Origin of the sequence: Saliphagus sp. GCM10025317 (assembly GCF_042663665.1) — an archaeon.
Classification (GTDB): Archaea; Halobacteriota; Halobacteria; order Halobacteriales; family Natrialbaceae; genus Natronosalvus.
Window position 1 is genome coordinate 82,832 of record NZ_JBHTAQ010000005.1, and the last position, 26,121, is coordinate 108,952.

The window sequence follows — 26,121 nt, forward strand, 5'->3', positions numbered from 1 at the left end:
CAGTCGTCCCGACCTCGATTTTATCTTCCTGGAGCGAAACGCTCGCGTATGCATCCCGTCGAGATCGACGCCCTCGAGCCCGTCGAGTTCGCCGACGGTGGCCAACGGCGGGAACTCTCGGGCGCGCTGGAAACGTCGCATCTCGCGATCAACGAGTACCGGATCCCGCCGGGCGGGGAGTTTCCGGGTGGCTTGCACGCACACCGTGACCAGGAGGAGGTGTTCGTAATCCTGTCGGGCGTCGCGACGTTCGAGACGCTGTCGGGCACGGTTACCGTTGCAGAGAGCGAGGCAGTGCGATTCGGTCGCGGAACCTTTCAGTCCGGAAAAAACGGTGGTGACACGGAACTGGTGGTACTGGCGCTCGGCGCACCACGGGAATCCGAGGACATCCGGGTACCTGCCTCCTGTTCGGACTGTGGGGGCGAACCCCTGCGACTGCGAACCGACGAGGGGACAGTCACGTTCGAGTGTCCGAACTGCGACAGTAGGTTCGAGGCCGACCGCTGCCCCGTCTGTGGGGGCGGGGACCTCGCGTTCGCTCGAGGAACAGGCGTTGACGTCAGCATCGAGTCGGCTATCATTCGCTGTCACGGCTGCGAGGAGACGTTCGAGGAACCGCCAATTTCCGAGCGATGATCGTTCCGCCTGGTCCGAGACGACAGCCATAAGTAGTGGCCGCACGAATCTCGTTCTGCGCTCGCAGACCCATGGGGTAGCGGCCAATCCTGAAGCCTTCTGGGGGCTTCGACCCAGGTTCGAATCCTGGTGGGTCTACTTCTCGAATTTCAACTCGAGCTCGATCGTAGCCCTTGCTAGCGGTTTCCACTCGAAATGAAGGGGTTCTCTCATCGAAATTACCGGCGAGAAGCGGGGTTTACACCAGAAGGTTTAGACGGTGGCACGACCTGAAAACCCGTATGCGACGACGTACGGTTCTCGGGGCGGTCGGGATCGCTTCAATACCGGGTCTATCGGGCTGTCTCGGATCGATCCTCGAGGACGAGGACTCGCCCGGCGGAGACGCGACGAACGACGAGGGATACGACACGGAATCGCAGGGCGGTCAAACCGTTCCCCTGGTCCCGCTCGAGGACGCCTACGAGTGGTACGAGGCCGACGAGGCGGAGTTCCTGGACACGCGTGGAGCGGGACAGTACGGCGCCTCGCACATCGAAGGGGCGCACCTGAGCACGGCGCCCGACGGCGTCGAGGACGACCCCACGACGGAGTGGAGCGAGGACACCCGGATCGTCACCTACTGCGGCTGCCCCCACTCGCTGGCCGTCCTCCGGGCGAGTGAACTGCTCGCGAACGGCTTCGAGAACGTCTACGCGCTCGACGAGGGGTACAACGGGTGGACCGACGCGGGCTATCCGACCGTGGGTGAGAGCGCCGAGTCCATCCCGACCTACGACATCGTCGGTCAGTCCTCGCCGGACCACGAGGGCGAGTACGTCTGGCTCTCGACGCTCGACGAATCCCAGCAGGAGATTTCGCAGGTCGAGGCCGACGGCTCCTACGAACTCCTCGTCCGCTTCGCTGACGTCGACGAGGACACCGTCCTGTCGCTCGAGGCACCGGACTATGCGCTCGAGGCGACCCTCGGCGAGTTGACGAGCGGCGTCGTGGACGCCTGACGAACGTTCAACGTTTTTCACCTCGGATTCTGTACCGGTTCGCATGCCCTCCGCTCGACTCGCACTCTCCGCCCGGATGGCGGTCTCCGTCGTTGCGCTCGCCGCGGTGACCGTCGCCTTTCTGGTCGGCGTCTGGTTGGTCTTCTACGGGGCGCTTCTCGCTGCCGGGTTCGGTGGCGCGGCGCCAATCGCCGGTCTCGTGACGGTCGCGACTCTCCTGTGCATCGGGTTCCTCGAATACCACCAGCGGGAGACGATCGAGCGGACGGCGGACGCCGACCCGGTCGACCGGGAGGCGGCGCCGGAGCTCTACCGCGTCGCGACGCGGGCCGCCGCCCAGCTCGAGGTTCCCGCGCCGACGATCGCTGTCTCGCCACGGTCGGCGCCCGAGGCGATGGTCGTCGGACTCCGTCCCAGATCCATGCACCTCGTCCTCTCGACGGGAATGCTCGACGCCCTCGAGGATCCCGCGGAACTCGAGGCGGTGATCGCCCACGAACTTGCTCACGTCGCAAACCGGGACGCAATGGTGATGACGGCCGTCTCGCTCCCCGTCGTCCTCGCCGGTGGCATCCGTTCGCGGATCACGGCGTTCGAGAACCCCGGCTGGTTCGTCCTTGTCGTCGTCCCCCTCGGCCTCGTCTCGAACCTCGGGTGGGTCGTCGGTCGGCTCCTGACGGCACACCTCTCGCGAGCACGAGAACGGGCCGCCGACCGCGCCGCGATCGACGTCACCGGGTCGCCTGCAGCCCTGGCCAGCGCCCTCGCACGCCTCGACCGATCGATCGCCGAGACGCCCGACCGCGGCCTGCGAGCCGTCTCGGGGATATCCTCGCTGTCGATCCTGCCCCTCGAACCAGCGGAACTCGAGAAGGTCATGCTCGGGCCAGAGGGCGACGTCGAACCGTCGTTCTGGTGGCTCCGCACGCGACTGCACCGCCTCGAGCGGCGACTCTTCGGGACGCACCCGCCGACGGCGAACCGCATCGAAGCTCTCTCCGCGTCAGCGTCGACCCGAGACGGCCCGCGCACCGAGTTGTTCTGAACAGTCAGCATCGGCTGACCGAGGGTTTAGGATGCTCGAGCCCCTATTACTGTCGAATAGCCCGACGACCGAATCCACCACTATCGACGCATCCATGAACACAGTCGCGTCACCGAAAGCATCGCTGCCCCTCCCGCCCCGCCGACACCTCGACGACCGGTCGGTCCGGGCGCGAACCGACCGCATGTCCGTGCTCCCGCTCGGCGACGGCCTCTACGAGGTCGAGGCCGGAAGCGGCGCAACCTACCTGGCCGACCTCGAGGCCGGCCGGTGTACCTGTCCGGATCACGTCTTCCGGGACGCCCGCTGTAAGCACGTTCGCCGAATCGCCATCGAAATCACCGAGGGACGGACGCCGCCACCGGGCCAGCTCGCCGTCCCCTGTTTCGACTGCGGCGACCCGACGTTCGTCGACGAGGACGGCCCGGAAGCCGACGGTCCGGCCTACTGCGACGAACACGCCGTCTACCCCGGCGATCGCGTCCGAGATCGGGAAACCGGCGACCGCCTGACGGTCGTCGACGTCTCGGACCTCCGGGCCGACGCCGTCCACATCAGCGCCGCTGACACTTCCGTCGCCGACTACGTCACCAACAGGCGCTACGACCCCGACGTGCCGGTCGTCGGCGCGGTGTACCCCCACGCCACGGTCGCGCGAAACGGCCCCGTTCCCGAGTCGCTACGCGTGTACGTCTTCCCGCGGACGCGCCTCGAGAAAGTCTGAGCCTGAGCCTCGTCTGAACCCGTTCTGAGCGCTGGTTGGGACGCTAGCGACTGCCGACAACCAGACGCAACGCCCCACCCGTTGGTTTCGCCCCGTTTTATCGTCGTCTGAATCCGAGTACTCGAGTATGACGATCACGGACGACCGAATCGACTACGGCGCCCTCAAGGAGGGTCGTCACGTCAACTACTGGACCCTCGACCGGACGCTCCAGCGCGAGGTCGCCCGCATTTACACCGAGGACGAGCTCGAGTGGGCCCGCCCACGCCTCAAGGCGTTCGGCGAGCTCGTCGGGCACACGGTCACCGACAATGCGGACGTGATCGACGACCACGGGCCGGAACTCGAGCCCTACGACAAACACGGCGAGGTGCAGAACCGGGTTCGCTACCCGCCCGAACAGCTCGAGAACGAGCGCCTGGTCTACGAGTCGGGAATCGTCGCCGACGCGTTCGAAGCACCACCGGGTCGCGACGAGCCGATGCCCCTGGCGCACAACCTCGCGATGCAGTACCTGCTCTGTTACGCCGACGTCGGCTTCGATTGCCCGGTCGCGATGACCGCGGGGGCCGCGCTGGTCCTCGAGAAGTTCGACGACGGGAGCCTCGAGTCCTACTACGACGGCCTGACGAGCCGCGCCTACGACGACCTGATCGAGGGGGCGATGTTCCTCACCGAGAAGCAAGGCGGCAGCGACGTCGGCGCCACCGAAACCTGCGCCGAGTGGGACGAGGATGCCGGATGCTACCGCCTCACCGGCGAGAAGTGGTTCTGCTCGAATATCGACGCCCAGGGGACGCTCGCGCTCGCTCGAATCGAAGGCGCTCCCGACGGCACGAGCGGGCTCTCGCTGTTTCTCGTGCCGCATGAACTCGAGGGGGAACTGAACGACCAGCTGTACCGCCGTCTGAAGGACAAACTGGGGACCATCGCGGTCCCAACGGGCGAAGTCGAGTTCCGGGGTGCGAAGGCGTTTCTCGTCGGCGAACCGGAGAACGGGTTCCGGCAGATGGCCGAGATGCTCAACCTCGAGCGGCTCTCGAACGCCGCGGCGTCGTGCGGGCTCATCGGCCGAGCACTGCTCGAGAGCAAAGTCAGGGCGGCCAACCGGGAGGCCTTCGGAAAACCGATCGATCAGCACCCGTTGATGCGACGGGATCTGGTCGACATGGCCGTCGACCACGAGGCGGCGACGGCGTTCACGATGGAAGCCGCGCGGCTGTTCTCGATCCGGGAGCGGGCCGAACGGGCGGCGCGTGGGGACCTCGAAACTCCGGACGACCGCCTCGAGGAACGCGCCTACCGACTCGTGCGACTCCTGATCCCCATCGCGAAAGCTCGGACGGGCCGGATGGCCGTCGACACTGCTTCATACGCGATGGAGATCCAGGGCGGCAACGGTTACGTGAACGACTTCGTGACCAACCGCCTGCTGCGCGACGCCCAGGTGCTCCCCATCTGGGAAGGAACCGAGAACGTCCTCTCCCTGGACGTGCTCCGTGCGCTCGAGCGCGAGGCCGCCCACGAGCCGTTCCTCGAGGTCGTGGAGGCGCGGCTCGAGGCCGTTTCGCACCCGCTGCTCGTGGATTCCGCCGAGGCGGTCGAGAGGGAGTTTCAGGACCTCGGAACCGCCCTCGCCACGCTGGCGACGAAGGATGGCGAGTACGCCCAGATCCAGGCCAAAGAACTGACTCACTACGTCTTCGACGTCTTCACCGCAGCGCTGTTGCTCGAGGAGGCCCAGCGAGCGCTCGAGGGCCAGCGTGATGGATGCGACGGCGGCGATCCCGACGCCCGCCTCGCACTCGTGGCCCGCCGATTCGTCGACCGACAGTTCGGCACTCGGGCAGCCCGCGGGCTCACGAGCGGCGACCGGTTCGCGCTCGAGCACTTCGACGCCGTAGTTGGCTACGAGCCGGTCGATCCGGCGACGCTCGAGGACTGACCGTCGTCCCTTCCCCGACCGCTCCTCACTCGTCCTCCAGGCGGCTGTAACCCCACGAGTCGGTTTCGTCGCGCTCGCTCGAGTCCGCTATCGACCCGGTCCAATCGTCCTCACTTTCCTCGGTGCGACTCCGATTTCCGCGTCCGCCGAGGCTCATCGCCTCGCGCTCGGCCGTCTCTCGATCGATGACCTCCGGGTTCGTAATTTCGTCGCTGATCAGCACGTAGAGCACGAGCGGCACCAGTAGCGAGAGGAGGAGCACGAAGGCGACGAATCCGGCAGTCATGAATACCGATTCGACGTTCAGCGACAATAAAGTATTCAACCATCCGTCACGAACGGCGCGTATGGTCTCCGATCGCGATCAGGGCTGTCCGAAGTGCGGCCACACCGAGACGGAAGTCGACGACATCGCCACCTCCGGCACCGGCCTCTCGAAGATCTTCGACATCCAGAACCGGCGGTTCCGCGTCGTCTCGTGTACCAACTGCGGATACTCCGAACTGTACCGCGGCAACTCGAGCAACGACATGATCGACCTCTTCTTGGGGTGAGCCGGCTCGAGGGCGCCGTTTCGACTCGAGGCTACTCGAGTATCGCGGCCGCTTCCTCGACGTCCATCACGCCCTGCTCGACCGCCTGGAGGACGCGCATGATTTCGGGATCCGGTCCCGAGTCAGCAGCGTCTCCGACCTCCTCGAGGGTGACCTTCTTCGAGCGGCCGACGAACTCGTCGAAGTCGGTGCCCTCGGCGACGGCGGTCTCCTTCTTGACGCGGTAGTTCCCGCCGTCGGTGACGTGGAGGTCGCCGGGGTGGAAGAAGTACCAGTCCTCGCGGTCGAACCGGACGCCGATGCGCGGTTTCGCGCCGAAGTTCTGCGCGAAGTAGATGAGCGCCTCGACCTCCTCGCCGGTGAGGTAGATGGGGTTGCCGGCGCTCGACTTGGCCTCGATCGCGTAGAAGGTCTCGCCGTCGCCGGCGAGCACGTCGGGCAGTTCGCGTTCGGTCGCAGAGCCGCTGGCGGGCGCTCGCATGACGGCGAACCCGGCCTCGTCGAGCAGGTTGACGAGTTCGCGTTCCCGGCGGTCGCCCTTCGCCTGAGACATGTCCCCCTCTCGCCACCGAATCGTTATAAACCGGCCGACTGCAGCCGAGGCCGCCAACCACCCGTCGAAGGCGCCGTCGGCTTACGCCAGCCAACGGTTTAACCGTCGGGTCGTGGAACGCGTCGGTATGTCGTCTCTCCTGCTGTACGGCTCGTACGGGTTCGTCGGGTCGCTCGTCGCCGAGGCGGCCGTCGATCAAGGCGTCGACGTGATCCTCGCCGGTCGAGACGGCGATCGGGTAGCCGACCAGGTCGACGAACTCGGGCGCCCTGGCCGACGGTTCGCTCTCGACGATCCGTCGACCGTGGCCGAGGCGCTCGAGGACGTCGAGTGCGTGTTGAACTGTGCTGGCCCGTTCTCGAACACCGCCGATCCGCTCGTCGAGGCCTGCATCCGCACCGGAACCGACTACGTCGACATCACTGGCGAGATACCCGTCATCGAGTCGATTCACGACCGCGACGAGGACGCCCGCGATGCCGGCGTGACGCTGCTCCCGGCCGCGGGGTTCTCCGTGATCGCTATGGATTGTCTCGCCGCCCACCTGGCGGAGCGGTTCCCCGGCGCCTCAGCGCTCGCGCTGGGGGTCGATTCGATCCGGGTGCCGTCGGTCGGCACGCTCAGAACGGTCGTCGAGGGCGTCGACACCGGCGGTGCGATTCGCCGGAACGGCCACCTCGAGCGCGTCCCGGCCGGGTGGCAGACGCGATGGATCGACTTCGGGCACGGCGAGCGACCGGCCGTCACCGTGCCCATGGGCGACGTGTCGGCGGCGTACTTCACGACCGGCGTGCCGAACGTCGAAGTGTACGCGATGGTGCCCCCGCCAGCTCGCCTCGGTCTCAAATCGCACCGGCTGCTCGCACCGGTGCTCGCGAGGGATTCCGTCCAGCGGGCGCTGAAGGCGGTCGCCGACCTCGTCCGCGAGGGACCGTCCGAGCGGGCGCGAGAGCGTGGGTCGGCCCTCGGCTGGGGCGAGGCGCGCGAGGGCGACGTGCGCGTCGTCTCGAGACTCGAAACGCCAGACCCGTACGTGGTGACGGTCGACGGCGCCGTCGCGGCGGCCCGACGGGTACTCGCCGGCGACGCCGACGAGGGCTTTTGCACGCCGGCGGGCGCGTTCGGACCCGAGTTCGTCTTCGACCTCGAGCGCGCGTCGGGGTCGTTCGAGGACGACGAGAAACAGATCGAGTCGGGCGCGATGCCCGCCGAGTGATCCTCGAAACCGTTACCTTTCGACGGCCGGCGTTCGACTTAGGTGCCCCGGCGGTGGACGTTCTCGCGTGCCGTCGAACACGCTCGACGATCGGGATCGAACGGTCCTCGAGGCACTCGAAGACGGCCCCGCGGGAATCGAGGCGCTCTCGGAACGCTTCGATACGGGGCCCGACGAGATCGCGGACAGCCTCGAGCACCTCGCGGACAACGCGCTCGTGAGCCGCGGCGACGACGGGTACGAACTCACCGACAACGGCCGGCGCGTCCTCGAGGCGACCCCCGTCGGCGCGCGCGATTACCGGATCGACACCCCCGACGAGGTCGAACGGGCGCTCGAGTCGCGCGACCTGCGACCGGACGAGGCGTCGGCCGTCCGTGCGGCGTTCTCGTTCCTCCGGTACTGGGGAGAGGCCACAGCCGCGGAGGTAATCGACGCGACCTACAGCGAGGTCCCCGCGGGCTACGAGTCGACCGAGGGGTGGTGGTCCGAGTGCGTTCGCGATCACCTCGGGGCCCTGCCGACCGTCGCGCGCTCGGGCGACGAGGACCTCGGCGAACGGTGGCGCTACGAGGAAACTCCCGTGATCGACCGTCCGGAGAACGGCGACGGTCGGGACGTTCCGGATCCGCCCTCGGTTAGACACTCGATCGGGAGCGCCCGACACGCCCTCGAGAATCTCGAACCCTCGCCAGCGGAGCGGGCGACCGCTCGGGCGGCGTTCGTCGTGCTCGCCGAGCGCAGACGGGCGACGGTCGACGACCTCCTCGAAGCGATCGAGGACGCGCACTCGACGGAAGACGAGTCGAGTGACGGCCCAACCGAGGCGCTTTCGTCCCTCCTCCTCGAGATTCCTGGCGTCTCACGGGTCGACGAGCCTGAGGACGCCGACGCCACTCCCGTCCTGCGGTACGAACCAGCGCCCGAGGACCTCGAATCGGACCGACGCGACTCGAGTTGAGGGACTTCGGCCCGCGGGTTGCGTGAGCAGCGATCACCTGTTTGTCGCCGATGCGTGTCGATCAACCCATGAGCGACACCGACCGAGTGCTCGAGCAGTCGTGAGGGACGTTGAGAGCGGTTCGTGAAGGGCGATTGCAGCACGAATCGAGAGGGCTGGCCGAGGCAGGACCATGCAGGCACGAACCACTTCGAACGGGCTGTGTTAGATCGACTCGTATGAGTCCAGTATTCACCGCGGACGACGTCGGCAAGTCGGTCGAGACCGCCTCGGGAGACACGGTCGGCCTCGTCACCGCCGTCGACCCCGGAACGGCCTACGTCGAACCGGATCCGGAAATGGCGGCCTCCACCAGGGCCGCGCTCGGGTGGGGCGGCCGGGAGGACGCCGTCCCCCTCGCGGACGACGCCGTCGACCGGGTCACCGACGACGCGGTTCGGCTCTCCCCGTCGTTCCCCGGGGAGGATCTGACGAGTGACGCGAGCCCGGCCGACTCGGAGTTGCCATCGTCGGAAGCCTCGGGGAAGAACACCCCCGCTCCGGACGAGGAGTACACACCGGGGGAACCAGTCACGACCGACCAGGAGGAACCGTCGGCGCCACCCGGGGAGGACGATCCAGACCCGGGGGCGGACGCGGGCGAGCGAATCGACGGCGACTCGAGCGGGTCGGTCGACCCAGCCGCAGACCTCGAGGAACTCGAAGAGATCGAGGAAGCCCAGCGCCGGGAACTCGAGGTGGATCCGACCGAACTCACGGGCCGTGACCCGGAAGCCGGGGTTCGTCCGGGCGAGGACGTCGGCCAGCGGACCGACGCGGCGGTCGAACCGGACGCGGTTCGGGAGGGGCTCGAGGGTTCGGGGCGTTCGGGCTCCGAAGACGCCGAGACGGAGTGCGGCGACGAGGACGAGCGCCGAACGGAACGCGGTACCGACGAGCAGGACGACGAATCGAACCGTTAGGAGGCACCCCCGTCGTTTTGACCCGGGAAAGGAGGTTCTGGTCGCCTCGTCACCCGATCACCCCGCCGAGAGCGCCTCCTCGAGCCGTTGCTCGAGGTCGCTGAGGTCATCGTAGAGCGACTCGTCGATCTGGCCGGCGGCTTCTGCGTCGACGTCCTCGAGGCGCTCGGCCAGCCCCTGCAGCCGGGAGTACTTCTCGCCCTCGTCGACGCCGGTCTTCTGGACGTACACCTGCTGCTCGATGTCGTAGACGGCGTCGGGCTCGAGATCGGTGACCGCCAGGACGACGTCCAGCTTGTCGGAGTCGATCCCGAGCACCCACTCGTGGGGGATGCCGTGCTTGTCGAGGGCGTCCAGGACGACGTCCTCGTCTTTCGGCTGGCGCCGGTCGCGGGTCGTTCGCCGGACCGTCCCGAAGCGACCGTGGAGCTGTTGATCGGGGCCGAGTCGCTCGAGGAGCGTCTCGCCGGCGGTTCGCCGCACCCGGTCGGATCCCCGCTGGACGTCCGAGAGCAGGACGTACAGGTCGGTCAGCGTCTCCGTGTCGAGCGTCGACGGCTCGTCGCGTCCGTCGCGCTCGAGGCGCTCGAGCTGATCGGCGAGCAGGGTGGCGTCGTCGTGGACTCGCTCGAGACTCGTCCGGGCGTCCTCGGGCGAGACGAGGTGCGGGCTCTCGCCGGCGACGGCCTCCTCCGGGGCGCGTTCGAGGCTCTCGCCGTCGGAAACGTGCTCGGCCGAGAGACTCAGGACGCTCGCGTACGGCTCGACACCCGGTGGGAGTTCCGCGAGCGGGATCGGGCCGCCCTCGAGTTGCTCGGCCAGCACGTCGAACTGCTCGCGGTGGAGCGGGCGCTCCTCGCCGCTGTCGACGAACTGGATCACGAGTCGATCCTCGAGCGCGTCGGTGATCCGAAACGCACGCTCGGAGACCGGCGTCACGAGTTCGGTTCCCGGCTCGAGTCTTCTACACGCGTCGCGAAGGGCATTCCAGTCCATAGGGAACGGTCGACGGCTACCTCGAAAAGCCATTGCCGCGTGTGTGCCGGGTGGTGGGTCGACTCCGACGATGGGGTTCTGACGCCGCCGCCGGCGATGGGACGACGTCTACGCTCGAACGACCCTCCCGGACCTGCCAGCCGATGCAGGCACCACACTATTCGCTCGAGGCGGGGCTAGCCCAGTGTATGTGCGCCACCTTCACGGCTGACGACGTCGGCAAGACGGTCGAAAACGACGAGGGAATGGCTGTCGGCGTCGTCGTTTCGGTCGAGGACGATACTGCGTTCGTCGAACCGGAACCGGGCGTCGTCGATTCGCTCAGGGCGGCCCTCGGCTGGTCGTCCGACCCTCAGGACGCCGTCCCGCTCCACGAGAGCGACGTCCGGGCGGTAGAGGAGACGATCCGACTCGAGGCGTTCCCCTCGAGCGAGGGCCCGTCCTGGGACGATCAGGAGGCGGGCGACGGCGAGACCGAGGGCGGCGCCGAGACCGACACGGCGAAAACCGAGGATTCGGGCGCGTCTCGTCCCGCGGACATTGAGGACGCTCCGCCGGAGGGCGACCAGACGGTCACGAAGGAGCGCGAACTGAACGAGGAACACTGATTCCGTCGCTTCGGTTCCGTAGCTCGACAAAACTCTCTTTTCTATAGCAAACAAACCGAACTGATAGATGCCCTGGAGAGCCTCCTCTCGAGGGACCAGTCAGGTCAATACCCCAGGCCGAGGGCTCGATTCGTGACGAGCGCGAAGAGGACGACGACCAGGAAACCGGCCAGGATCGTGAAAGCGACGCCCCAGCCGAGAACGTCGGCGAAGAGGCCGGTCGCGACGGAGCCGAGCGAGCCGACGACACCGTAGACGGTCCGGACGAGGCCGAAGCCGGCCCCGCGCTCCTCGTCGGTGAGGTTGTCCATGATCCGGGGAAGCAGAGCGGCCCCCCAGCCCAGGCCCGTTCCGACGAGCAGGACGGCGAGGACGATCGATGGAAAACCGAGGCCGAAGACGAACAGCAGGAGACCGCTCGAGCCGAGCACCATGCAGCCGGCGGCGGCGAGGTCGCGGCCGTAGCGGTCGGAGATGGCGCCGACGCCGACCTGGGTGATCGCCTGCACGACGAAGTACGCCGAGAAGACGATGCCGGCGAGGGTCTGGGAGTGACCGCGGTGTTCGATCAGAAAGGTGGGCAGGAACGACGACAGCGCCTGCCAGACGAACGCCGCGAGGATCGCGAGGCAGACGGTAAACGCGATGGACGGACGCGAGAGCACCTCGAGCAACGGCTCGAGTTCGAACCGGTCGCGCATCGGCTGATCGGGGCGGCGTGGCTCGGTCGGTTCGACGTAGCGGGAGAACAGGACGAAGATGGGGACGGCGGCGACGACACCGAGGGCGATGGCGTAGCGCCAGCCGAGGACGACGGCGATCCAGGCGGCCAGCGCCGGGGCGACGAGGCCGGCGAGCGGGCCGCCGCCGTTGTGGACGCCGATGGCGGAGCCGATGTTGTCGTAAGTTCGTGTCAGGAGCGTCGTCGCGACGCTGTAATGGAGGCCCGCGACGGCGCCGAGTACGAGCGTCGCAAGCAGGAAGATCGGAAACGCGGGGGAGACGGCGATGAGGAGGCTCGTGACGGCCGTGCCGCCGACGGCGACCAAGATGACGGGTCGTTCGCCGAAGCGGTCGGCGAGGATGCCGCTGGGGAATTGCGCGAGAAAGTAGGTCATCCAGAGGCCGGTGAGCGCGATGCCGACGACGAAGTTCGAGACGCCGAAGGCGTCGGTGACGTCGGGGACGACCGGGCTGATCACCAGGCGGGCGACCATCGTCGCGAAGAAGGCGAGCGTACAGAGCGCGAGGACGGTCTCCCGGTAGCGCCATCGATTCAGCAGGTCCATCGTCGTCAGTTTCGTCGTTCGTCGTCAGTTTCGCCTCGAGGCTGCGGGTGGCTAGCTGCCGTTCTCTCCGTGGGAACCCGACGCGCTCGAGTGTCGGGTTATTCTCGAGTCGGTGTCCCAAAGAACGCGTCGGTTGCGGCAGTCGAGCGACCGATCGTGCTCGACGACAAAAATGTGTGAGCGCTACTCCTGGACCTGGAACCCGCGCTCGCGAAGGAGCGGCGGGAGTCGACTGCGGTGATCTCCCTGAAGCTCGATTCGGCCCTCCTCGACGGTACCACCGGTTCCGAGCGCCTGTTTGAGTTCGGACGCGGTCGATTTCAGGTCCGCCGTCGAGAGGTCGAACCCCTCGAGAATCGTGACGGGTTTCCCGTATCGGCGCTTCTCGAGGCGGATCGTGAGCACCTGTTCGGCGACGGTGAGGTCGTCGTGGGAGTCGAGTTCGTCGAGCAGGTCGTCGAGGTCGTCGTTTGACACAGTAGGTGTGCTACGGCTTCGAGTGCCAAAGCGTTGTCTCTCGCCCGAATTGACTGTCACTCGAGGGAACGAGACGTCACTCGAGATCGAGCGTGTAGACGACCTCCCGACGGGACTCGCCGCCAATGTCGACCGTCCCCTCTCCAGACTTCTCGAACCCCAGATCCTCGTAGAACGCTCGTCCGTCGACGTTCGACGCGAGGTCGATTGCCCGCATACGGCGCATGTTGAAGTCCTCGAGGTTCTCGCGGAGGCGCTCGTGGAGGGCCGTGCCGATACCCTCGCGCTGGTGGTCGGGGTGGACGTACAGTCGGAGGACGTCGCCCTCGTCCTCCTGGACGACGCCGTGGGCGACACCCACGATTCCCGCTTCCCTACCCGCTTCTTCACCCGCTTCGGCGACCAGCATCGTCGTGCCGGGCGTCGAGAGAGCGCGCTCGAGTTCCTCGTCGCTGTACCAGGCGTCGACGGTCTCGTCGATTACGTCGGGTTCGAGTTCCGTGTACGTGTCGTGCCAGGTTTCACGGGCGAGTTCGCGGATGGCCTCGCGGTCGTCTGCCGTGGCCGGGCGAATGTCGGTGTCCATACGCGACCCACGTCATCGAGTACCAAAGAGGTGGTCGGAGGTTCGAGGTCGAGACGTCGTACAGTTGCGAACCGCACATAGCCGCTCCTTGGCCGTTTACGCTCACAGCCGCTCCTTCACCGTCTGCGCTGTCCGTTCGCCCACGCCGGGGACGCTCTGGAGATCCTCGAGGCTCGCCGCCCGGACGTTTTCGACGCTGCCGAACCGTCCCAGCAGTCGCTTTCGCGTCTCCGGCCCGATTCCCGGGACGTCGTCGAGTACAGTCGAGACTTCGTCGCGGAGCGTCTGGTGATACTGGACGGCGAAGCGGTGGGCCTCGTCGCGCACCCGCTGGAGCAGGTGGAGGTGCGGGGCGTCCCGCGGCCAGTCGTACTCCCGGTCGGGCGTGACGACGCGCTCCTCGGCTTTCGCCAGCCCGATGGCGGGGACGTCCCAGCCCACCTCCTCCAGGGCCTCGAGCGCTGCTTCCAGCTGTCCTCGACCCCCGTCGATCACCAGCAGGTCTGGGTTAGGCCGGTCGTCCCGCCCGTCGAGGGCTCGCTCGGCGCGCCAGGTGACGAGTCGGCGCATGTTGGCGTAGTCGTCGTTCTCGTCGGTGAGCTTCTTCCGACGGTAGCCCGACTTGTCGGCGCTTCCGTCGTCGAACGCGACGTTGCTGCCGACCGCCGACGAGCCCTGGGCATGGCTCACGTCGAACCCCTCGAGGCGCCTGGCGCGCTCGAGACCCAGCGCGTCGGCGAGCATGCCGCACTCGTCCCGTCGGCCGACGTTCTGACGGGCGTTCTTCAGCGCCAGTTCGACGAGTTTCGCCTCGCGACCGGCGCCCGGCACGCGGACGGCCACGCCCTCGGCCTCGAGCCAGGCGGCCACCTCCGGGTCGCCGTGGCGCTCGGGGAGCAACAGCGCGTCCGGCAGCTGTCGCTCGGCGTAGTACTGGACCAGGAAGGCCGCGAGGACGGCAGGGACGGCGCTCTTGGCTCCCTCGTCGGTCGCGGGTGCTTCGAGGGTGTGGCGGTCGCGGTCGACCAGTTTGCCGTGGTCGGAGCGCAGGCGGGCGACGGTCGCGTCCTCGCCGCGAATCGCGACGCCGACGACGTCGACGAGGTGTTCCTGGCCCTCACCCATCGACTGGACGGCGTCGTCGGCGTCCCCGTGGAACGCCTCGACGGTCTCGAGGCGGTCTCGGAGGTGTGCGGCGCGCTCGAACTGCTGGCTCTCAGCGGCGGTCTCCATCCCCCGCCGGAGGGGGTCCGTGAGCACGCCCGTCTCGCCCTCGAAGAAGCGGACGGCCGACTGCACGTCCTCGCGGTAGCTCTCGAGGTCGATCTCGCGGGTACAGGGGGCGCTGCAGAGCCCCATCTCGTAGTCGAGGCAGGGCCGGTCGCGGCCCGCGTACTTGTTGTCCGAGCAGCCACGCAGACCGTAGATTTCCCGCAGCGCTTTGACGACGGTCTCGAGCCGGCCCTTGTTCGTGAACGGGCCGAAGACGGTCGCGGCCTCTGCCGGATCTCGAGTAATTTCGATTCTCGGGGCCTCGTGGGCCGTGAGCTGGACCATCGGGTAGGACTTGTCGTCCTTCAGCCGGACGTTGTACCGGGGCTGGTGACGCTTGATCAGGTTGGCCTCGAGCAACAGCGCCTGGGTCTCGGTGTCGGTGACGGCGATCTCGAGGTCGTCGGCGCGGTCGACCATCCGGCGAATGCGGGCACTCCGCGGGTCTGCATACGAGCGCACCCGTGAGCGGAGGTCGACGGCCTTGCCGACGTAGAGGGTCGTTTCGCCGTCACGGTCGCGGAACTGGTAGACGCCGGGCTCTCGAGGGAGGTCGGCCGCTCGCTCGCGAAGCGTCTCGGCGTCCATCGCTATCGACGCCTCTAGCGGGGCGAGGGGTTTCAGTGTACCGTCCCCGGACGGCGCCGCCGCGTTCGTCGGATGGTCCGGAGTCTTCGCTCCGAGTGACTGTCATTCCCGCCTCCGACAACCGTTATTGCGGTCGATGGTGTGGAAATCCCTGCCGGCACGAGGCGAGTGATTCCTATGGTTAAAGAGGTACAATGCAAAGACGCGGGGTTCGAGGACTGTGACTTCGTCATCCGGGACGAAAACGAAGACGAGATGGTCGATCTCGTCCAGCAACACGCCGAGCGGACGCACGACAAGTCCGTGTCTCGAGACGACGTCCAGGGGCTGATGCACGACGTATAGGCGGACGACCGTCCTTTTATCGTCGGCTCGAGGCGGAAAGAGTCGGCATTTCGTCATCCGGAACGCGAAACACGCTTCGTCTCGAGGACCCTCCTCGAGCACATGTCCGACGCCGAATCCACGACCACCGTCGAAATCGTCATCTTCCCCGGCTTCGACGAACTCGACGCCATCGGTCCCTTCGAGGTCTTTCAGAACGGCGCTCGTGCCGGTGCGCCTCTCGAGACGAAACTCGTCACCCTCGACCCCGTTGACCGGGTTCGAGCCAGCCACGGCCTGCGCGTCGAACCCGACGACGTCCTGGGCGATCCAGACGTACTCGTCGTCCCGGGCGGGGGCTGGACGAGCGACGACGGGGGCGTCAGTCGTATAATCGACGAGCGTCGGCTTCCGGAGGCCGTCGCCGACCGTCACGCCGAGGGCGCCGTCGTCGCGTCGGTCTGTACGGGCGCGATGGTGCTCGCCGACGCGGGCCTGCTGGACGGTCGGCCCGCCGTCACGCACCGGGTTGCTCTCGAGGCCCTGGAGGCGGTCGCGGACGTGCGCTCGGCGCGCGTCGTCGACGACGGCGACGTGTTGACCGCGGGCGGCGTCACGTCGGGAATCGACCTGGCGCTGTGGTTCCTCGAGCGCGAGTTCGGCGAGGCGGTCGCGGCGGCGGTCACAGACGAGATGGAACACGAGCGCCGGGGCGAGGTGGTCGCACGTTAAACGGGGCTGGGGCGGCTGCACGGGTCTGGAGCGACTGAACGACTTGAGCGCAGACTCGAGGACCGAACGCTCGAGCAAACGCTGGAAAATGAAAGCCGATCAATCGGTGCTCGAGGCGGCGACGTCGACCGCGCGCTGATTCATCCCGGAGCCGGTCTCGTACCAGTAGTACAGTCCCAGTCCGACGGCGACGACGACGTTCGAGATGGTCACGGCCCAGAAGGCGGCAGTCGCGTCCATGCCGAGGACGTAAATCCCGAGAGCGGCGACCGGGAGGCGAACGGCCCAGTACTGACAGAGCGTGGCGACGAAACTCGTCCGTGTCCGGCGGGCGCCGTTGAACCCAGCCATCAGCAGGTAGTTCGCGCCGATGGCCCAGTAGCCGTAGGCGAGGATCTCGAGGTATGCGACGGTGTGGGCGACCTCTTCGGGCGTCGCGTCGGGTACGAACACCGTCGTCAACGTCTCGGGAACGAGCCATTGGACGGCGCCGACGACGGTGAGGGCACCCGCGGCGATGGCGACGCCAACCCAGGTCGTCCTGGTCGCCCGTCCTGGATTCTCGGCACCGAGGTTCTGCCCGATGACGCTCTGGGCGGCCTGCTGGAGGCCCTGGGCGGGGATGAAGGCGATGGAGGCGACCCGGGCGCCGATAGCGTAGGCGGCGACGGCGGCCGATCCGCCGGCGACGGCGACGATGGCGACCATCAACACGCGGACGGACTGGCTCGCGACGTACTGGCCGGCATTCGGCCAGCCGACGTCAACGATTTCGCGGGCGTCCTCGAGGTCGAAGCCGATGTTGCTGAGCCTGATTCGAAAGCCGTCCCGGCCGTAGACGGCGAGGCCGACCGCGAAGAAAAAGCCCGCGGCGTACCCGATGGCGGTGGCGGCGGCCGCTCCCTCGACGCCCAGTTCGGGGAACACCCACCAGCCGAAGATGAGGAACGGGTCGAGAGCGACGTTGACGACGACGGTGGCGACGTTGATGTATAGCGCTGCCCGCGCGTCGCCCCAGCCGACGAACCCCGACTCGAGGGCGTCGCTGGCGGTCGCGAGCGGAATGCCGAGTGCAATGACTGCGAGGTAAGCGGCGGCGGCCTCGATGACTTGGGGTTCGGCCGCGAACAGCCCCATGACGTCGCGGGCGAAGACGAACGCGACGATGCCGAGGATCGTTCCACCGATCAGACCGACAACGGTGCCGGTGACGGCGACGCGACGGGCCCCCTCGAGGTTCTCGCTTCCGACGCGCTGGGCGACGACGACCTGCGTGCCCACCGAAATGCCGATGGCCACGGTGAACAGCAGGGCGATAATCGGGAAGTTCAACCCGACGGCTGCGATGGCGTCACCGCCGAGCTCCAGTCGACCGAGCCAGAAGACGTCGATCACCTGGTTGGCGACGTGGACGAGGTTCTGGACGAGCAGCGGCGCGGCGAGTACGAGGAGGACTTTCGGGAGAGAGCCGTTCGAAATTTCCTCACGCGAAGCGGATAGCATCGTCAGTGACCTGTTACATTGGCACACGGGGCGTAATATAACTGTTCATTCACGTTGGTGCATTGTCTCAACGGAACGGCGATCGAATTTCGACGAGAACCACCACGACTTTTCACCATCGCCGTCCAGCATCAGGTATGAGTCGCTCGCGAAAGCCCGACTGGCTGAAGATGCGGCCGCCGTCGGGCCGGGAGTTCACCGGGATCAAGGAGACGCTGCGCGAGCACGACCTCAACACCGTCTGTGAGGAGGCGAACTGCCCGAACCTGGGCGAGTGCTGGAGCGGCCGAAACGGAACGGGCGAATCGGACAGCGGCGGCACGGCGACGTTCATGCTGATGGGCCATCGCTGCTCGCGCGGGTGTAACTTCTGTGACGTCGAAACCGGCGGGATGGAACCGCTCGATCCGGACGAACCCGAAAACGTGGGGAAGGCCATCGCCGAGATCGGCCTCGACTACGTCGTCCTGACGAGCGTCGACCGCGACGACCTCCCCGACCAGGGCGCCGGTCACTTCGCCAGGACGATTCGCGAAATAAAAAAGCGCCACCCGGGCGTCCTCGTCGAGGTCCTCATCCCCGACTTCCAGGGCGAGGAACGCCTCGTCCGAAAGATCATCGACGCCCAGCCGGACGTCATCGCCCACAACGTTGAGACCGTCGAGCGTCTGCAGTTCCCCGTCCGGGACCGTCGTGCAGGATACGAACAGAGCCTGGGCGTGCTCGAGCAGGTCGAACGCGAGTCGGACATTTACACCAAGACCTCGATAATGCTCGGCCACGGCGAGTACGACCACGAGGTCTACCAGACGCTGGCCGACCTCCGCGAACGCGGGGTCGACATCGTCACGCTGGGTCAGTACCTCCAGCCGTCGTTGAGCCACCTCGAGGTCAAGCGCTACGACCACCCGGACAAGTACGAGACCTGGCGACGGGTCGCCGAGGAGGAACTTGGATTTCTTTACTGTGCCAGCGGGCCGATGGTTCGCTCGTCGTACAAGGCCGGCGAACTGTTCGTCGACGCTGTGCTTCGGGAGGGCAAGAGCGTCGAGGACGCTCGAGCGAGCGCTCGTCAGAGCCCCGCGTCGAACTGAGCGGTCTTTCGCCCGCGATTCCATCACCTTTCAGACGCGTTTCGATATCGTACCGGGCCGCCGCACGGGCGGTTCGCTCCTGGAACCCACATGACCGACGAACATCCGTCCAGTAACGTGGACATAATCCGTGATACTCCAAACTATTCTCGCCATTTCTCGCGTTTATTTGGACGCTTGGTCGGCCTCATCCGAAAACAACGGCGAACTTTGGTAATCAATGGCAAGAATCGTGCTGATAGTAAATTATTTACGAAACTCCTTTAACGTGAGCGATAGACCATTAGGGTATGCGAAGGTGGGTATACCCGTGAGCACGCTACAGCACGACCCTAGTGATCGAGTACAGGTACTCGACGACGATGGTCGCGTCCTCGAGGGCGTCGAGGTACCGGATCTCGACGAATCCGAGTTCCTCGAGCTCTACGAGCAGATGAAACTCGCCCGCCACTTCGACCAGCGGGCGGTGAGTCTCCAGCGACAGGGTCGCATGGGGACGTACCCGCCGCTGTCGGGCCAGGAGGGCGCCCAGATCGGAAGTGCCCACGCCCTGGACGACGAGGACTGGCTCTTCCCGAGTTACCGCGAGCACGGCGCGGCGCTCGTCCGCGGCCTCTCGTTGAAACAGACGCTGCTCTACTGGATGGGCCACGAGGAGGGCAACGCGGTTCCCGAAGAGCAGAATATCTTCACGGTCGCCGTCCCAATCGCGACCCAGATTCCCCACGCCACCGGGGCCGCCTGGGCCTCCAGACTGCGCGGCGAGGAGAAGGCGTTCCTCTGTTACTTCGGCGACGGCGCCACGAGCGAGGGCGACTTCCACGAAGGGCTGAACTTCGCGGGGGTCTTCGACGCGCCGGCCGTCTTCTTCTGTAACAACAATCAGTGGGCCATCTCGGTGCCTCGAGAGCGCCAGACTGCGAGCGACACCATCGCCCAGAAGGCCAGCGCCTACGGGTTCGAGGGCGTCCAGGTCGACGGAATGGACCCGCTGGCTGTCTACAAGGTCACCCGCGAGGCCGTCCAGAAGGCCAAGAATCCGGGCGAGGGTGAACTCCGCCCGACGCTCATCGAGGCGGTCCAGTACCGCTTCGGGGCCCACACCACCGCCGACGACCCTTCGGTCTACCGCGACGACGAGGAAGTCGAACGCTGGAAACAGAAGGATCCGATCCCGCGCATGGAGACCTTCCTGCGCGAGCACGGGATGCTCGACGATGAGCGCGCTGACGCGATCGAAGAGCGCGTCACCGACGCGGTGGCGGACGCGATCGACGCCGCCGAAGCCGTCGAGCGGCCGGACCCCGAGGAAATCTTCTCGAAGGTCTACGCCGAGATGCCGCGACGGCTCGCGGAACAACGCGAGTGGTTCGAACGGATTCGCGAACAGTACGGAGACGACGCGCTACTGGAGGACTAACATGGCAGCAGAATCTGAAAACCTCACGCTGGTACAGGCGGTCCGCGACGGACTGCGTCAGGAGATGGAACGGGACGAAGACGTCGTCGTCATGGGCGAGGACGTCGGGAAGAACGGCGGGGTCTTCCGCGCGACGGAAGGGCTCTACGACGAGTTCGGCGAGGACCGGGTCATCGACACGCCACTCGCCGAGTCGGGCATCGTCGGGACGGCCATCGGCATGGCTGCCTACGGGCTCCGGCCCGTCCCCGAGATGCAGTTCCTCGGGTTCATCTACCCCGCCTTCGACCAGATCGTCTCCCACGCCGCGCGCCTGCGAACGCGCTCGCGCGGTCGCTTCACCTGTCCGATGGTCATTCGTGCGCCCTACGGCGGCGGGATCCGAGCGCCTGAACACCACTCCGAATCGAGCGAAGCGATGTTCGTCCACCAGCCCGGCCTCAAGGTGGTCATCCCGTCGACGCCATACGACACGAAGGGACTGCTCACGAGTGCGATTCGCTCGCCCGATCCGGTCATCTTCCTCGAGCCCAAGCTCATCTACCGGGCATTCCGCGAAGAAGTGCCAAACGAGTCCTACGAGGTCCCGATCGGCGAGGCGGCCGTTCGCCGCGAGGGGTCCGACATTTCGGTGTTCACCTACGGCGCGATGACCCGCCCGACGCTCGAGGCCGCCGAGAACCTCGAGGGCGAAATCGACGTCGAGGTCGTCGACCTCCGGACGGTCTCCCCGCTGGACATCGACACCATCGTCGAGTCGTTCAAGAAGACCGGCCGCGGTGCGGTCGTCCACGAGGCGCCGAAGACGAACGGCATGGGCGCCGAGATTGCGGCGACCATCCAGGAGGAGGCCCTGATGTACCAGGAGGCGCCGATCCAGCGCATCAGCGGCTTCGACACGCCGTTCCCGCTGTACGCGCTCGAGGACTACTACTTGCCCGAACCGGCCCGCATCGAGACGGGAATTCGGGACGCGATGGATTTTTAGGGTCGCCGGAAGCGACCCTGTGCGTTCAGGAACGCCGACTGCGTCGGTCTGGATTGGTTTCGAGGCGGGCTATGAACTGATCAATCGGCTTCACTCACCTCTTCGTTCGATTTGCTACGGTAATTTAGACCGTACTCCGTCTAATTGACGACATTTTCCAACAACACTTAAATGAACGATAGATAATCTATACAAGATGAGATCTTCTGTTGGTCACAAAAACCAACACCAAGACAGAAAGTTACTAGGTGGGATCCTATACGAATGAAAGATCGACACCGTCGCCCCCTCGAGTACGCACTCGTCTGTATCGGTGTGCTCGTCGTTGCCCTGATCGTGCTCGGATTCGCGTCCGGTCATGCCATCGCCGCATCGCCGGACGAATCACCTGCGGTCGGCGGTCAAAGTGGGGACGGCCATGGAGAGCCACCCGAGAATGCAACGTACGTGGTCAAAATTACCCCGAAAGCACCGGACGCCGCTCAAGTCCGCGTTGAGATCAGCTACGAGGCGAGATCGACTGCAGAACTCCAGCGAGCGCGCAACGAAACGCTGGACATAGCGTGGTTCCGTGGCGAGGAAATCGTTCAGGACGCGATGGCTGCCAACGACCTCGATTCCGACGCGGTCGAGCACCCCAGGAGAGGCTACTCGGTTCCCCGAGGCGACGACGCGGAAACCATAACGATCCGCTACAGCGTCCAGTGGACTGACATCCCGACGACTGACGATGATCGCATCCGGATCGGGCCCGGGTTCGCTGCTGCACTCGAGTCGGGCGACGAGTTCCGGGTCGCGGTACCCGCCGAACGGTGGGAGAACTGGACCGTCAATCGGGATAAGGCCGACACTGTGACGCACGCACAGCAGATCTACGTCTGGACGATCGGCGACGATCCGGCGCCCGAGATTGTCCTGTACCGTGGCGACGTCGCTGCAGAGAGTGACGATTCCCTCGAACGATCACCGGCAGTGGCGATTTTCGCCCTGCTTCTGATAGCCGGGTTGCTGGCGCGTCGCCGGCGATTGTAGTCGAACTCCCCGTCACAATCCGTTCGGGCACGGGTCGGCAGCTAGTTCGATCGAGCGAATCGACGAACGAACCACCGTTCTGTCCCGAGCAATATATGTGCGAATCGAAAGGGTAACGAAAACCGTATGTGAGCGAACCGTGAAGGCGACGTATGCGCGAATTCAAACTTCCCGACGTGGGCGAGGGCGTGGCCGAGGGTGAACTGGTCTCGTGGCTGGTCGAACCCGGCGACACGGTCAGCGAGGACCAGCCGGTCGCCGAGGTCGAGACCGACAAGGCGCTGGTCGAGGTTCCCTCGCCGTACAACGGCACAGTCGCGGAACTTCGCGCCGAGGAGGGTGAAATGGTCCCGGTCGGTGACGTGATTATCACGTTCAACGTCGAGGGCGAGGCGGACGAGGCAGAGGAGGCGAGCGCCGAAACGGAAACCGAAGCAGCCGCTGACCAAGCGGAGACGGCCGACTCGAGTTCGGCCGAGACCGACTCCGCGGACGCAGCGGCCGACGCCGAGTCCGTCGACGTCCCCGAGGGCCGCGTCTTCGCCCCGCCGCGAGTTCGCAAACTCGCCCGCGAGCAGGGCGTCGACATCTCGACGGTGCAGGGTAGCGGCCCGGGCGGCCGAGTCACTGAAGGTGACGTCGAGGCAGCTGCGGGTGCAGGTGGCTCGAGCGACAGTGGCACCGAATCCGCCGAGACCGCTCCGGCGGAACCGACCGAAGGCACCGGTGGCGTCGACGCTGCCGCGGGGGCCCACGGCGAGACCGAGACCGAGACGGGAACGGGAACTGGGACGAGCGCCTCGAGCGCTCCGTCCGTCGAATCGGCCGACCGCGACCGCACGCTGGCCGCTCCCGCCACTCGCCGCGTCGCGGAGGAGCAGGGCGTCGATATCAACGCCGTCCCTGCGACCGAAGAGCGCGACGGCGAGGCGTTTGTCACGCCCGAGGCCGTGATGGAGTACGCCGAGGCCCAGCAGCGCGCCCAGGAGGCCGACGCCGCCGCAGTCGCGACCGGCGAGACCGGCCCGCGGGAGACTCGCGAGCCGTTCAAGGGCGTCCGCAAGACCATCGCGAACGCGATGGAGCGCTCGAAGTACACGGCACCGCACGTCACCCACCACGACGAGGTCGATGTAACGAAGCTGGTCGAAACCCGTGAGCGGCTGAAGCCGACCGCCGAGGAGCAGGGCATTCGGCTGACCTACATGCCGTTCATCATGAAGGCGGTCGTCGCGGCGCTCAAGGAGTTCCCGGAGATGAACGCGATGATCGACGACGAGAACCAGGAAATCGTCCACCGCAACTACTACAACATCGGCGTCGCGGCCGCGACCGACGCCGGGTTGATGGTACCGGTCGTCGAGGACGCCGACCACAAGGGCATGCTCCAGCTCTCCTCGGAGACGGACGAACTGGTGACGAAGGCCCGCGAGCGCACCATTAGCCCGGACGAACTCCGGGGCTCGACGTTCACCATCACGAATATCGGCGGTATCGGCGGCGAGTACGCCACGCCGATTCTCAACTACCCCGAGGCCGGCATCCTCGCGGTTGGCGAAATCAAGCGCAAGCCACGCGTCGTCACCGACGACGAGGGCAACGAATCGATCGAACCCCGCTCGGTCATGACGCTCTCGCTGTCGTTCGACCACCGCCTCATCGACGGCGCCGAGGGCGCGGCGTTCACCAACGAGGTCATGCGGTACCTCGAGAATCCCGAACTCCTGTTGCTCGAGTAAGCGCGCTCGAGCGTTCTTCTCCGCGAAGCAGGGTTGTTAGTTTGTCAGTGACGCGAAGATTGCGATTACGCATCGTTTAAATACTAATAGCGTGCTCCGTGTGTACATGGTACAACCACACCCGTTCGGCGCGTGGTCGCTCCTGCCGCCGTTGCTGGCGATCCTGCTCGCCATCCTCACCCGTCGGGCCATGCTCTCGCTGTTTCTCGGCGTCTGGTCCGGGGGCATGATCGTCGCCTGGGATAACGCATCGAGCGCTCTCGATATCGCCGCCGTCCCGGTGGTGGGCGTGGTCGAAGCGTTCGGCTGGATCGTCGCCTCGTTCGGGGACGACACGTTCCACGCCGAGATCATCACGTTCACGTTCCTGCTGGGTGCCGGTATCGCGTTGGTTTGGCGGATGGGCGGCTCGATCGCCATTGCCCGCGCCGCAACGGATCGCGTCGACTCCCACCGGCGGGTCGGCCTGGCCGCGTGGCTGCTCGGGCTGGTGTGGTTCTTCGACGACTACGCCAACACGGCCATCGTCGGTTCGGCGGTGAAGGACATCGCCGACGAGATGCGAATGTCTCGCGAGAAACTGGCCTACATCCTCGACTCGACGGCCGCGCCGGTGGCGACGTTCGGTATCTCGAGCTGGGTCGCGTTCCAAATCAGCCTCATCCAGACCGAATACGAACAGATCGATGGCGAAACGCCCTCGGCCGTGGCGACGTTCCTCTGGTCGATCCCGTTCAACGTCTACTGCCTGCTGGCCCTATTGATGGTCCTGATCGTCGTCCTCACCCGCCGGGACTTCGGGGAGATGCTCACCGCGGAAACGCGCGCCAGGGAGACGGGTAACGTAACACGCGAGGACGCCACGCCGCTCCAGAGCATGAAGGAGGACCTCGGCGAACCGGTCGTCAACGATCCGCTCGTTCGGACGTTCGTCGTGCCGGTCGCGGCCCTGGTAATTGTGGTCATGGGCGGGGCGACGATCACCGGCTTCCAGGCCGCCGGGGTCACGCCCGCCGAGGCCGCATCCGGTGGCGACGCGCTCATCACCCTCGTGGACAACGTGAACTTCACGGGCGCGCTCGTCTGGGGCTCGTTCGCCATGGTCGCGACCGCCGTCGCGATGTCACTGTACTACGGGGTGATGGATCTCGAGGAGTCGATGGAGACCGTCCTGGACGGGTTCGGAATCATGCTCACTGCCGTGAGCATTCTCGTCCTGGCGTGGTCGATTGGCACCGTTGCGAGCGAACTCCAGACCGGCCAGTATGTCACCGACATCGCTGCCGGCTTCATCACGCCGACGCTGCTGCCGGTCGTCGTGTTGCTGACGACCGCCGTGATCGCATTCTCGATCGGCACCTCGTGGGGGACGATGGGGATCGTGACGCCGGTCGCCATCCCGCTGGCCTACGAGGTCGGCAACGGCTCGCCGGAAGTGCTGGCACTCGCCGTCGGGACCGTGTTCTCGGGGGCCATCTTCGGCGACCACTGCTCGCCCATCTCGGACACGACGATCCTCTCCTCAACGTTTGCCGGTGCCGATCACATCGACCACGTCCGGACCCAGCTGTACTACGCGGTCACGGTGATCTTCGTCGCACTGATCGTCTACCTGGCGTACGGTCTGTTCGGCCTCTCGCCGTTCGTCCTGGTGCCTCTCGGCGCAGTCCTGCTCGTCGGTCTCGTGTACGTCCTCTCGGAACTCGACGCCGGTCGTAAGAACATCTCTGCCAAGCCGTTCGCCGGCACCCAGCGCCGGGAAGCCCCTTGCGACGACTGACTTCGGATCGCTCGAGTCCCGCGTTTCCGATTCGTTCGTCTTCGATAACCCGGTCTTTCGGATCGGGCGTACCCCTTCTTGCCGTGCGAGCCC

26 protein-coding genes and 1 tRNA gene are annotated in these 26,121 nt (G+C 66.3%); 19 read left to right on the forward strand and 8 right to left on the reverse strand.

Annotated features, from left to right (window positions below):
* Positions 1 to 48: 48 nt before the first annotated feature.
* From ACFQS4_RS02550 to ACFQS4_RS02575, 6 genes are all read left to right on the forward strand, one after another.
* Positions 49 to 639, forward strand: coding sequence for a cupin domain-containing protein (locus ACFQS4_RS02550; RefSeq protein WP_497902145.1), 591 nt, complete (start codon positions 49 to 51; stop codon positions 637 to 639).
* Between the two features lie 65 nt (positions 640 to 704).
* Positions 705 to 777: transfer RNA gene (locus ACFQS4_RS02555), tRNA-Gln, on the forward strand.
* A gap of 143 nt (positions 778 to 920) precedes the next feature.
* Positions 921 to 1,640 (forward strand): rhodanese-like domain-containing protein, encoded by a 720-nt coding sequence (locus ACFQS4_RS02560; protein WP_497902146.1) that lies wholly within the window; start codon positions 921 to 923, stop codon positions 1,638 to 1,640.
* Positions 1,641 to 1,683: 43 nt separating this feature from the next.
* Positions 1,684 to 2,685, forward strand: coding sequence for a M48 family metalloprotease (locus tag ACFQS4_RS02565; RefSeq protein WP_497902147.1), 1,002 nt, complete (start codon positions 1,684 to 1,686; stop codon positions 2,683 to 2,685).
* 94 nt (positions 2,686 to 2,779) lie between these two features.
* Positions 2,780 to 3,409: an SWIM zinc finger family protein gene (locus tag ACFQS4_RS02570; protein ID WP_497902148.1), complete on the forward strand. Its 630-nt coding sequence runs from the start codon at positions 2,780 to 2,782 to the stop codon at positions 3,407 to 3,409.
* A 127-nt stretch (positions 3,410 to 3,536) separates the two neighbouring features.
* Positions 3,537 to 5,354 (forward strand): acyl-CoA dehydrogenase family protein, encoded by a 1,818-nt coding sequence (locus ACFQS4_RS02575; RefSeq protein WP_497902149.1) that lies wholly within the window; start codon positions 3,537 to 3,539, stop codon positions 5,352 to 5,354.
* A 25-nt stretch (positions 5,355 to 5,379) separates the two neighbouring features.
* Here the strand turns inward: ACFQS4_RS02575 and ACFQS4_RS02580 are convergent, their stop codons facing one another.
* Positions 5,380 to 5,640, reverse strand: a complete 261-nt coding sequence (locus ACFQS4_RS02580) for a DUF8143 family protein (protein ID WP_497902150.1) — start codon at positions 5,638 to 5,640, stop codon at positions 5,380 to 5,382.
* 61 nt (positions 5,641 to 5,701) lie between these two features.
* Here ACFQS4_RS02580 and ACFQS4_RS02585 point away from each other — a divergent pair, with 61 nt between their 5' ends.
* Positions 5,702 to 5,908: a zinc ribbon domain-containing protein gene (locus ACFQS4_RS02585; protein ID WP_497902151.1), complete on the forward strand. Its 207-nt coding sequence runs from the start codon at positions 5,702 to 5,704 to the stop codon at positions 5,906 to 5,908.
* Positions 5,909 to 5,939: 31 nt separating this feature from the next.
* On the opposite strand, the gene hjc is transcribed toward ACFQS4_RS02585, so the two are convergent.
* Entirely contained in the window at positions 5,940 to 6,461 is a 522-nt protein-coding gene (gene hjc, locus ACFQS4_RS02590) for a Holliday junction resolvase Hjc (protein WP_497902152.1), read from the reverse strand.
* A gap of 127 nt (positions 6,462 to 6,588) precedes the next feature.
* Here hjc and ACFQS4_RS02595 point away from each other — a divergent pair, with 127 nt between their 5' ends.
* The 3 genes from ACFQS4_RS02595 to ACFQS4_RS02605 all read left to right on the forward strand — a co-directional run bounded on the left by ACFQS4_RS02595 (position 6,589) and on the right by ACFQS4_RS02605 (position 9,600).
* Positions 6,589 to 7,677 (forward strand): saccharopine dehydrogenase family protein, encoded by a 1,089-nt coding sequence (locus ACFQS4_RS02595; protein WP_497902153.1) that lies wholly within the window; start codon positions 6,589 to 6,591, stop codon positions 7,675 to 7,677.
* 67 nt (positions 7,678 to 7,744) lie between these two features.
* On the forward strand, positions 7,745 to 8,638 hold the full coding sequence (locus ACFQS4_RS02600) for a hypothetical protein (protein WP_497902154.1): 894 nt from the start codon (positions 7,745 to 7,747) through the stop codon (positions 8,636 to 8,638).
* Between the two features lie 218 nt (positions 8,639 to 8,856).
* Entirely contained in the window at positions 8,857 to 9,600 is a 744-nt protein-coding gene (locus ACFQS4_RS02605) for a DUF8593 domain-containing protein (protein WP_497902155.1), read from the forward strand.
* 57 nt (positions 9,601 to 9,657) lie between these two features.
* Here ACFQS4_RS02605 and ACFQS4_RS02610 read toward each other — a convergent pair whose 3' ends face one another.
* Complete coding sequence (locus ACFQS4_RS02610; RefSeq protein WP_497902156.1) at positions 9,658 to 10,596, reverse strand: DUF7983 family protein; 939 nt, start codon at positions 10,594 to 10,596, stop codon at positions 9,658 to 9,660.
* Between the two features lie 143 nt (positions 10,597 to 10,739).
* Here ACFQS4_RS02610 and ACFQS4_RS02615 point away from each other — a divergent pair, with 143 nt between their 5' ends.
* Positions 10,740 to 11,204, forward strand: a complete 465-nt coding sequence (locus ACFQS4_RS02615) for a DUF8593 domain-containing protein (protein WP_497902157.1) — start codon at positions 10,740 to 10,742, stop codon at positions 11,202 to 11,204.
* A 104-nt stretch (positions 11,205 to 11,308) separates the two neighbouring features.
* On the opposite strand, the gene ACFQS4_RS02620 is transcribed toward ACFQS4_RS02615, so the two are convergent.
* From ACFQS4_RS02620 to ACFQS4_RS02635, 4 genes are all read right to left on the reverse strand, one after another.
* The gene (locus ACFQS4_RS02620) at positions 11,309 to 12,493 is read right to left on the reverse strand and encodes an MFS transporter (protein ID WP_497902158.1); all 1,185 of its coding nucleotides are present in this window, start codon (positions 12,491 to 12,493) and stop codon (positions 11,309 to 11,311) included.
* A 183-nt stretch (positions 12,494 to 12,676) separates the two neighbouring features.
* Complete coding sequence (locus ACFQS4_RS02625) at positions 12,677 to 12,970, reverse strand: SUI1 family translation initiation factor (RefSeq protein ID WP_254158939.1); 294 nt, start codon at positions 12,968 to 12,970, stop codon at positions 12,677 to 12,679.
* Between the two features lie 76 nt (positions 12,971 to 13,046).
* A complete protein-coding gene (locus tag ACFQS4_RS02630; protein ID WP_497902159.1) occupies positions 13,047 to 13,556 on the reverse strand; it encodes a GNAT family N-acetyltransferase in 510 nt (169 codons plus the stop codon).
* 102 nt (positions 13,557 to 13,658) lie between these two features.
* Positions 13,659 to 15,416, reverse strand: coding sequence for an excinuclease ABC subunit C (locus ACFQS4_RS02635; RefSeq protein ID WP_497902160.1), 1,758 nt, complete (start codon positions 15,414 to 15,416; stop codon positions 13,659 to 13,661).
* Between the two features lie 177 nt (positions 15,417 to 15,593).
* Between ACFQS4_RS02635 and ACFQS4_RS02640 the strand changes: the two genes are divergently transcribed.
* Positions 15,594 to 15,761 carry a DUF1059 domain-containing protein gene (locus tag ACFQS4_RS02640; RefSeq protein WP_497902161.1) on the forward strand — a complete coding sequence of 56 codons (168 nt, stop codon included), beginning with the start codon at positions 15,594 to 15,596 and terminating at the stop codon, positions 15,759 to 15,761.
* Positions 15,762 to 15,863: 102 nt separating this feature from the next.
* Positions 15,864 to 16,472 (forward strand): DJ-1/PfpI family protein, encoded by a 609-nt coding sequence (locus ACFQS4_RS02645; RefSeq protein ID WP_497902162.1) that lies wholly within the window; start codon positions 15,864 to 15,866, stop codon positions 16,470 to 16,472.
* Positions 16,473 to 16,571: 99 nt separating this feature from the next.
* Here ACFQS4_RS02645 and ACFQS4_RS02650 read toward each other — a convergent pair whose 3' ends face one another.
* Positions 16,572 to 17,975: an MATE family efflux transporter gene (locus ACFQS4_RS02650; RefSeq protein ID WP_497902163.1), complete on the reverse strand. Its 1,404-nt coding sequence runs from the start codon at positions 17,973 to 17,975 to the stop codon at positions 16,572 to 16,574.
* Between the two features lie 137 nt (positions 17,976 to 18,112).
* Here ACFQS4_RS02650 and lipA point away from each other — a divergent pair, with 137 nt between their 5' ends.
* From lipA to ACFQS4_RS02680, 6 genes are all read left to right on the forward strand, one after another.
* Positions 18,113 to 19,069: a lipoyl synthase gene (gene lipA, locus ACFQS4_RS02655; protein ID WP_497902164.1), complete on the forward strand. Its 957-nt coding sequence runs from the start codon at positions 18,113 to 18,115 to the stop codon at positions 19,067 to 19,069.
* 310 nt (positions 19,070 to 19,379) lie between these two features.
* Entirely contained in the window at positions 19,380 to 20,489 is a 1,110-nt protein-coding gene (pdhA, locus tag ACFQS4_RS02660) for a pyruvate dehydrogenase (acetyl-transferring) E1 component subunit alpha (RefSeq protein WP_497902165.1), read from the forward strand.
* Position 20,490: 1 nt separating this feature from the next.
* A complete protein-coding gene (locus tag ACFQS4_RS02665) occupies positions 20,491 to 21,477 on the forward strand; it encodes an alpha-ketoacid dehydrogenase subunit beta (RefSeq protein ID WP_497902166.1) in 987 nt (328 codons plus the stop codon).
* A 264-nt stretch (positions 21,478 to 21,741) separates the two neighbouring features.
* Positions 21,742 to 22,509, forward strand: a complete 768-nt coding sequence (locus tag ACFQS4_RS02670; RefSeq protein ID WP_497902167.1) for a hypothetical protein — start codon at positions 21,742 to 21,744, stop codon at positions 22,507 to 22,509.
* Between the two features lie 152 nt (positions 22,510 to 22,661).
* A complete protein-coding gene (locus ACFQS4_RS02675; protein WP_497902168.1) occupies positions 22,662 to 24,248 on the forward strand; it encodes a dihydrolipoamide acetyltransferase family protein in 1,587 nt (528 codons plus the stop codon).
* Positions 24,249 to 24,354: 106 nt separating this feature from the next.
* Entirely contained in the window at positions 24,355 to 26,028 is a 1,674-nt protein-coding gene (locus ACFQS4_RS02680; protein ID WP_497902169.1) for a Na+/H+ antiporter NhaC family protein, read from the forward strand.
* Positions 26,029 to 26,121: the final 93 nt, after the last annotated feature.

Excerpts from the sequence above, each read along its gene's own strand:
- ACFQS4_RS02550 (WP_497902145.1), top strand. The coding sequence starts at position 49 with ATGCATCCCGTCGAGATCGACGCCCTCGAGCCCGTCGAGTTCGCCGAC.
- ACFQS4_RS02560 (WP_497902146.1), top strand. The coding sequence starts at position 921 with ATGCGACGACGTACGGTTCTCGGGGCGGTCGGGATCGCTTCAATACCG.
- ACFQS4_RS02565 (WP_497902147.1), top strand. The coding sequence starts at position 1,684 with ATGCCCTCCGCTCGACTCGCACTCTCCGCCCGGATGGCGGTCTCCGTC.
- ACFQS4_RS02570 (WP_497902148.1), top strand. The coding sequence starts at position 2,780 with ATGAACACAGTCGCGTCACCGAAAGCATCGCTGCCCCTCCCGCCCCGC.
- ACFQS4_RS02575 (WP_497902149.1), top strand. The coding sequence starts at position 3,537 with ATGACGATCACGGACGACCGAATCGACTACGGCGCCCTCAAGGAGGGT.
- ACFQS4_RS02580 (WP_497902150.1), bottom strand. The coding sequence starts at position 5,640 with ATGACTGCCGGATTCGTCGCCTTCGTGCTCCTCCTCTCGCTACTGGTG.
- ACFQS4_RS02585 (WP_497902151.1), top strand. The coding sequence starts at position 5,702 with ATGGTCTCCGATCGCGATCAGGGCTGTCCGAAGTGCGGCCACACCGAG.
- hjc (WP_497902152.1), bottom strand. The coding sequence starts at position 6,461 with ATGTCTCAGGCGAAGGGCGACCGCCGGGAACGCGAACTCGTCAACCTG.
- ACFQS4_RS02595 (WP_497902153.1), top strand. The coding sequence starts at position 6,589 with ATGTCGTCTCTCCTGCTGTACGGCTCGTACGGGTTCGTCGGGTCGCTC.
- ACFQS4_RS02605 (WP_497902155.1), top strand. The coding sequence starts at position 8,857 with ATGAGTCCAGTATTCACCGCGGACGACGTCGGCAAGTCGGTCGAGACC.
- ACFQS4_RS02610 (WP_497902156.1), bottom strand. The coding sequence starts at position 10,596 with ATGGACTGGAATGCCCTTCGCGACGCGTGTAGAAGACTCGAGCCGGGA.
- ACFQS4_RS02615 (WP_497902157.1), top strand. The coding sequence starts at position 10,740 with ATGCAGGCACCACACTATTCGCTCGAGGCGGGGCTAGCCCAGTGTATG.
- ACFQS4_RS02620 (WP_497902158.1), bottom strand. The coding sequence starts at position 12,493 with ATGGACCTGCTGAATCGATGGCGCTACCGGGAGACCGTCCTCGCGCTC.
- ACFQS4_RS02630 (WP_497902159.1), bottom strand. The coding sequence starts at position 13,556 with ATGGACACCGACATTCGCCCGGCCACGGCAGACGACCGCGAGGCCATC.
- ACFQS4_RS02635 (WP_497902160.1), bottom strand. The coding sequence starts at position 15,416 with ATGGACGCCGAGACGCTTCGCGAGCGAGCGGCCGACCTCCCTCGAGAG.
- ACFQS4_RS02640 (WP_497902161.1), top strand. The coding sequence starts at position 15,594 with ATGGTTAAAGAGGTACAATGCAAAGACGCGGGGTTCGAGGACTGTGAC.
- ACFQS4_RS02645 (WP_497902162.1), top strand. The coding sequence starts at position 15,864 with ATGTCCGACGCCGAATCCACGACCACCGTCGAAATCGTCATCTTCCCC.
- ACFQS4_RS02650 (WP_497902163.1), bottom strand. The coding sequence starts at position 17,975 with ATGCTATCCGCTTCGCGTGAGGAAATTTCGAACGGCTCTCTCCCGAAA.
- lipA (WP_497902164.1), top strand. The coding sequence starts at position 18,113 with ATGAGTCGCTCGCGAAAGCCCGACTGGCTGAAGATGCGGCCGCCGTCG.
- ACFQS4_RS02665 (WP_497902166.1), top strand. The coding sequence starts at position 20,491 with ATGGCAGCAGAATCTGAAAACCTCACGCTGGTACAGGCGGTCCGCGAC.
- ACFQS4_RS02670 (WP_497902167.1), top strand. The coding sequence starts at position 21,742 with ATGAAAGATCGACACCGTCGCCCCCTCGAGTACGCACTCGTCTGTATC.
- ACFQS4_RS02675 (WP_497902168.1), top strand. The coding sequence starts at position 22,662 with ATGCGCGAATTCAAACTTCCCGACGTGGGCGAGGGCGTGGCCGAGGGT.
- ACFQS4_RS02680 (WP_497902169.1), top strand. The coding sequence starts at position 24,355 with ATGGTACAACCACACCCGTTCGGCGCGTGGTCGCTCCTGCCGCCGTTG.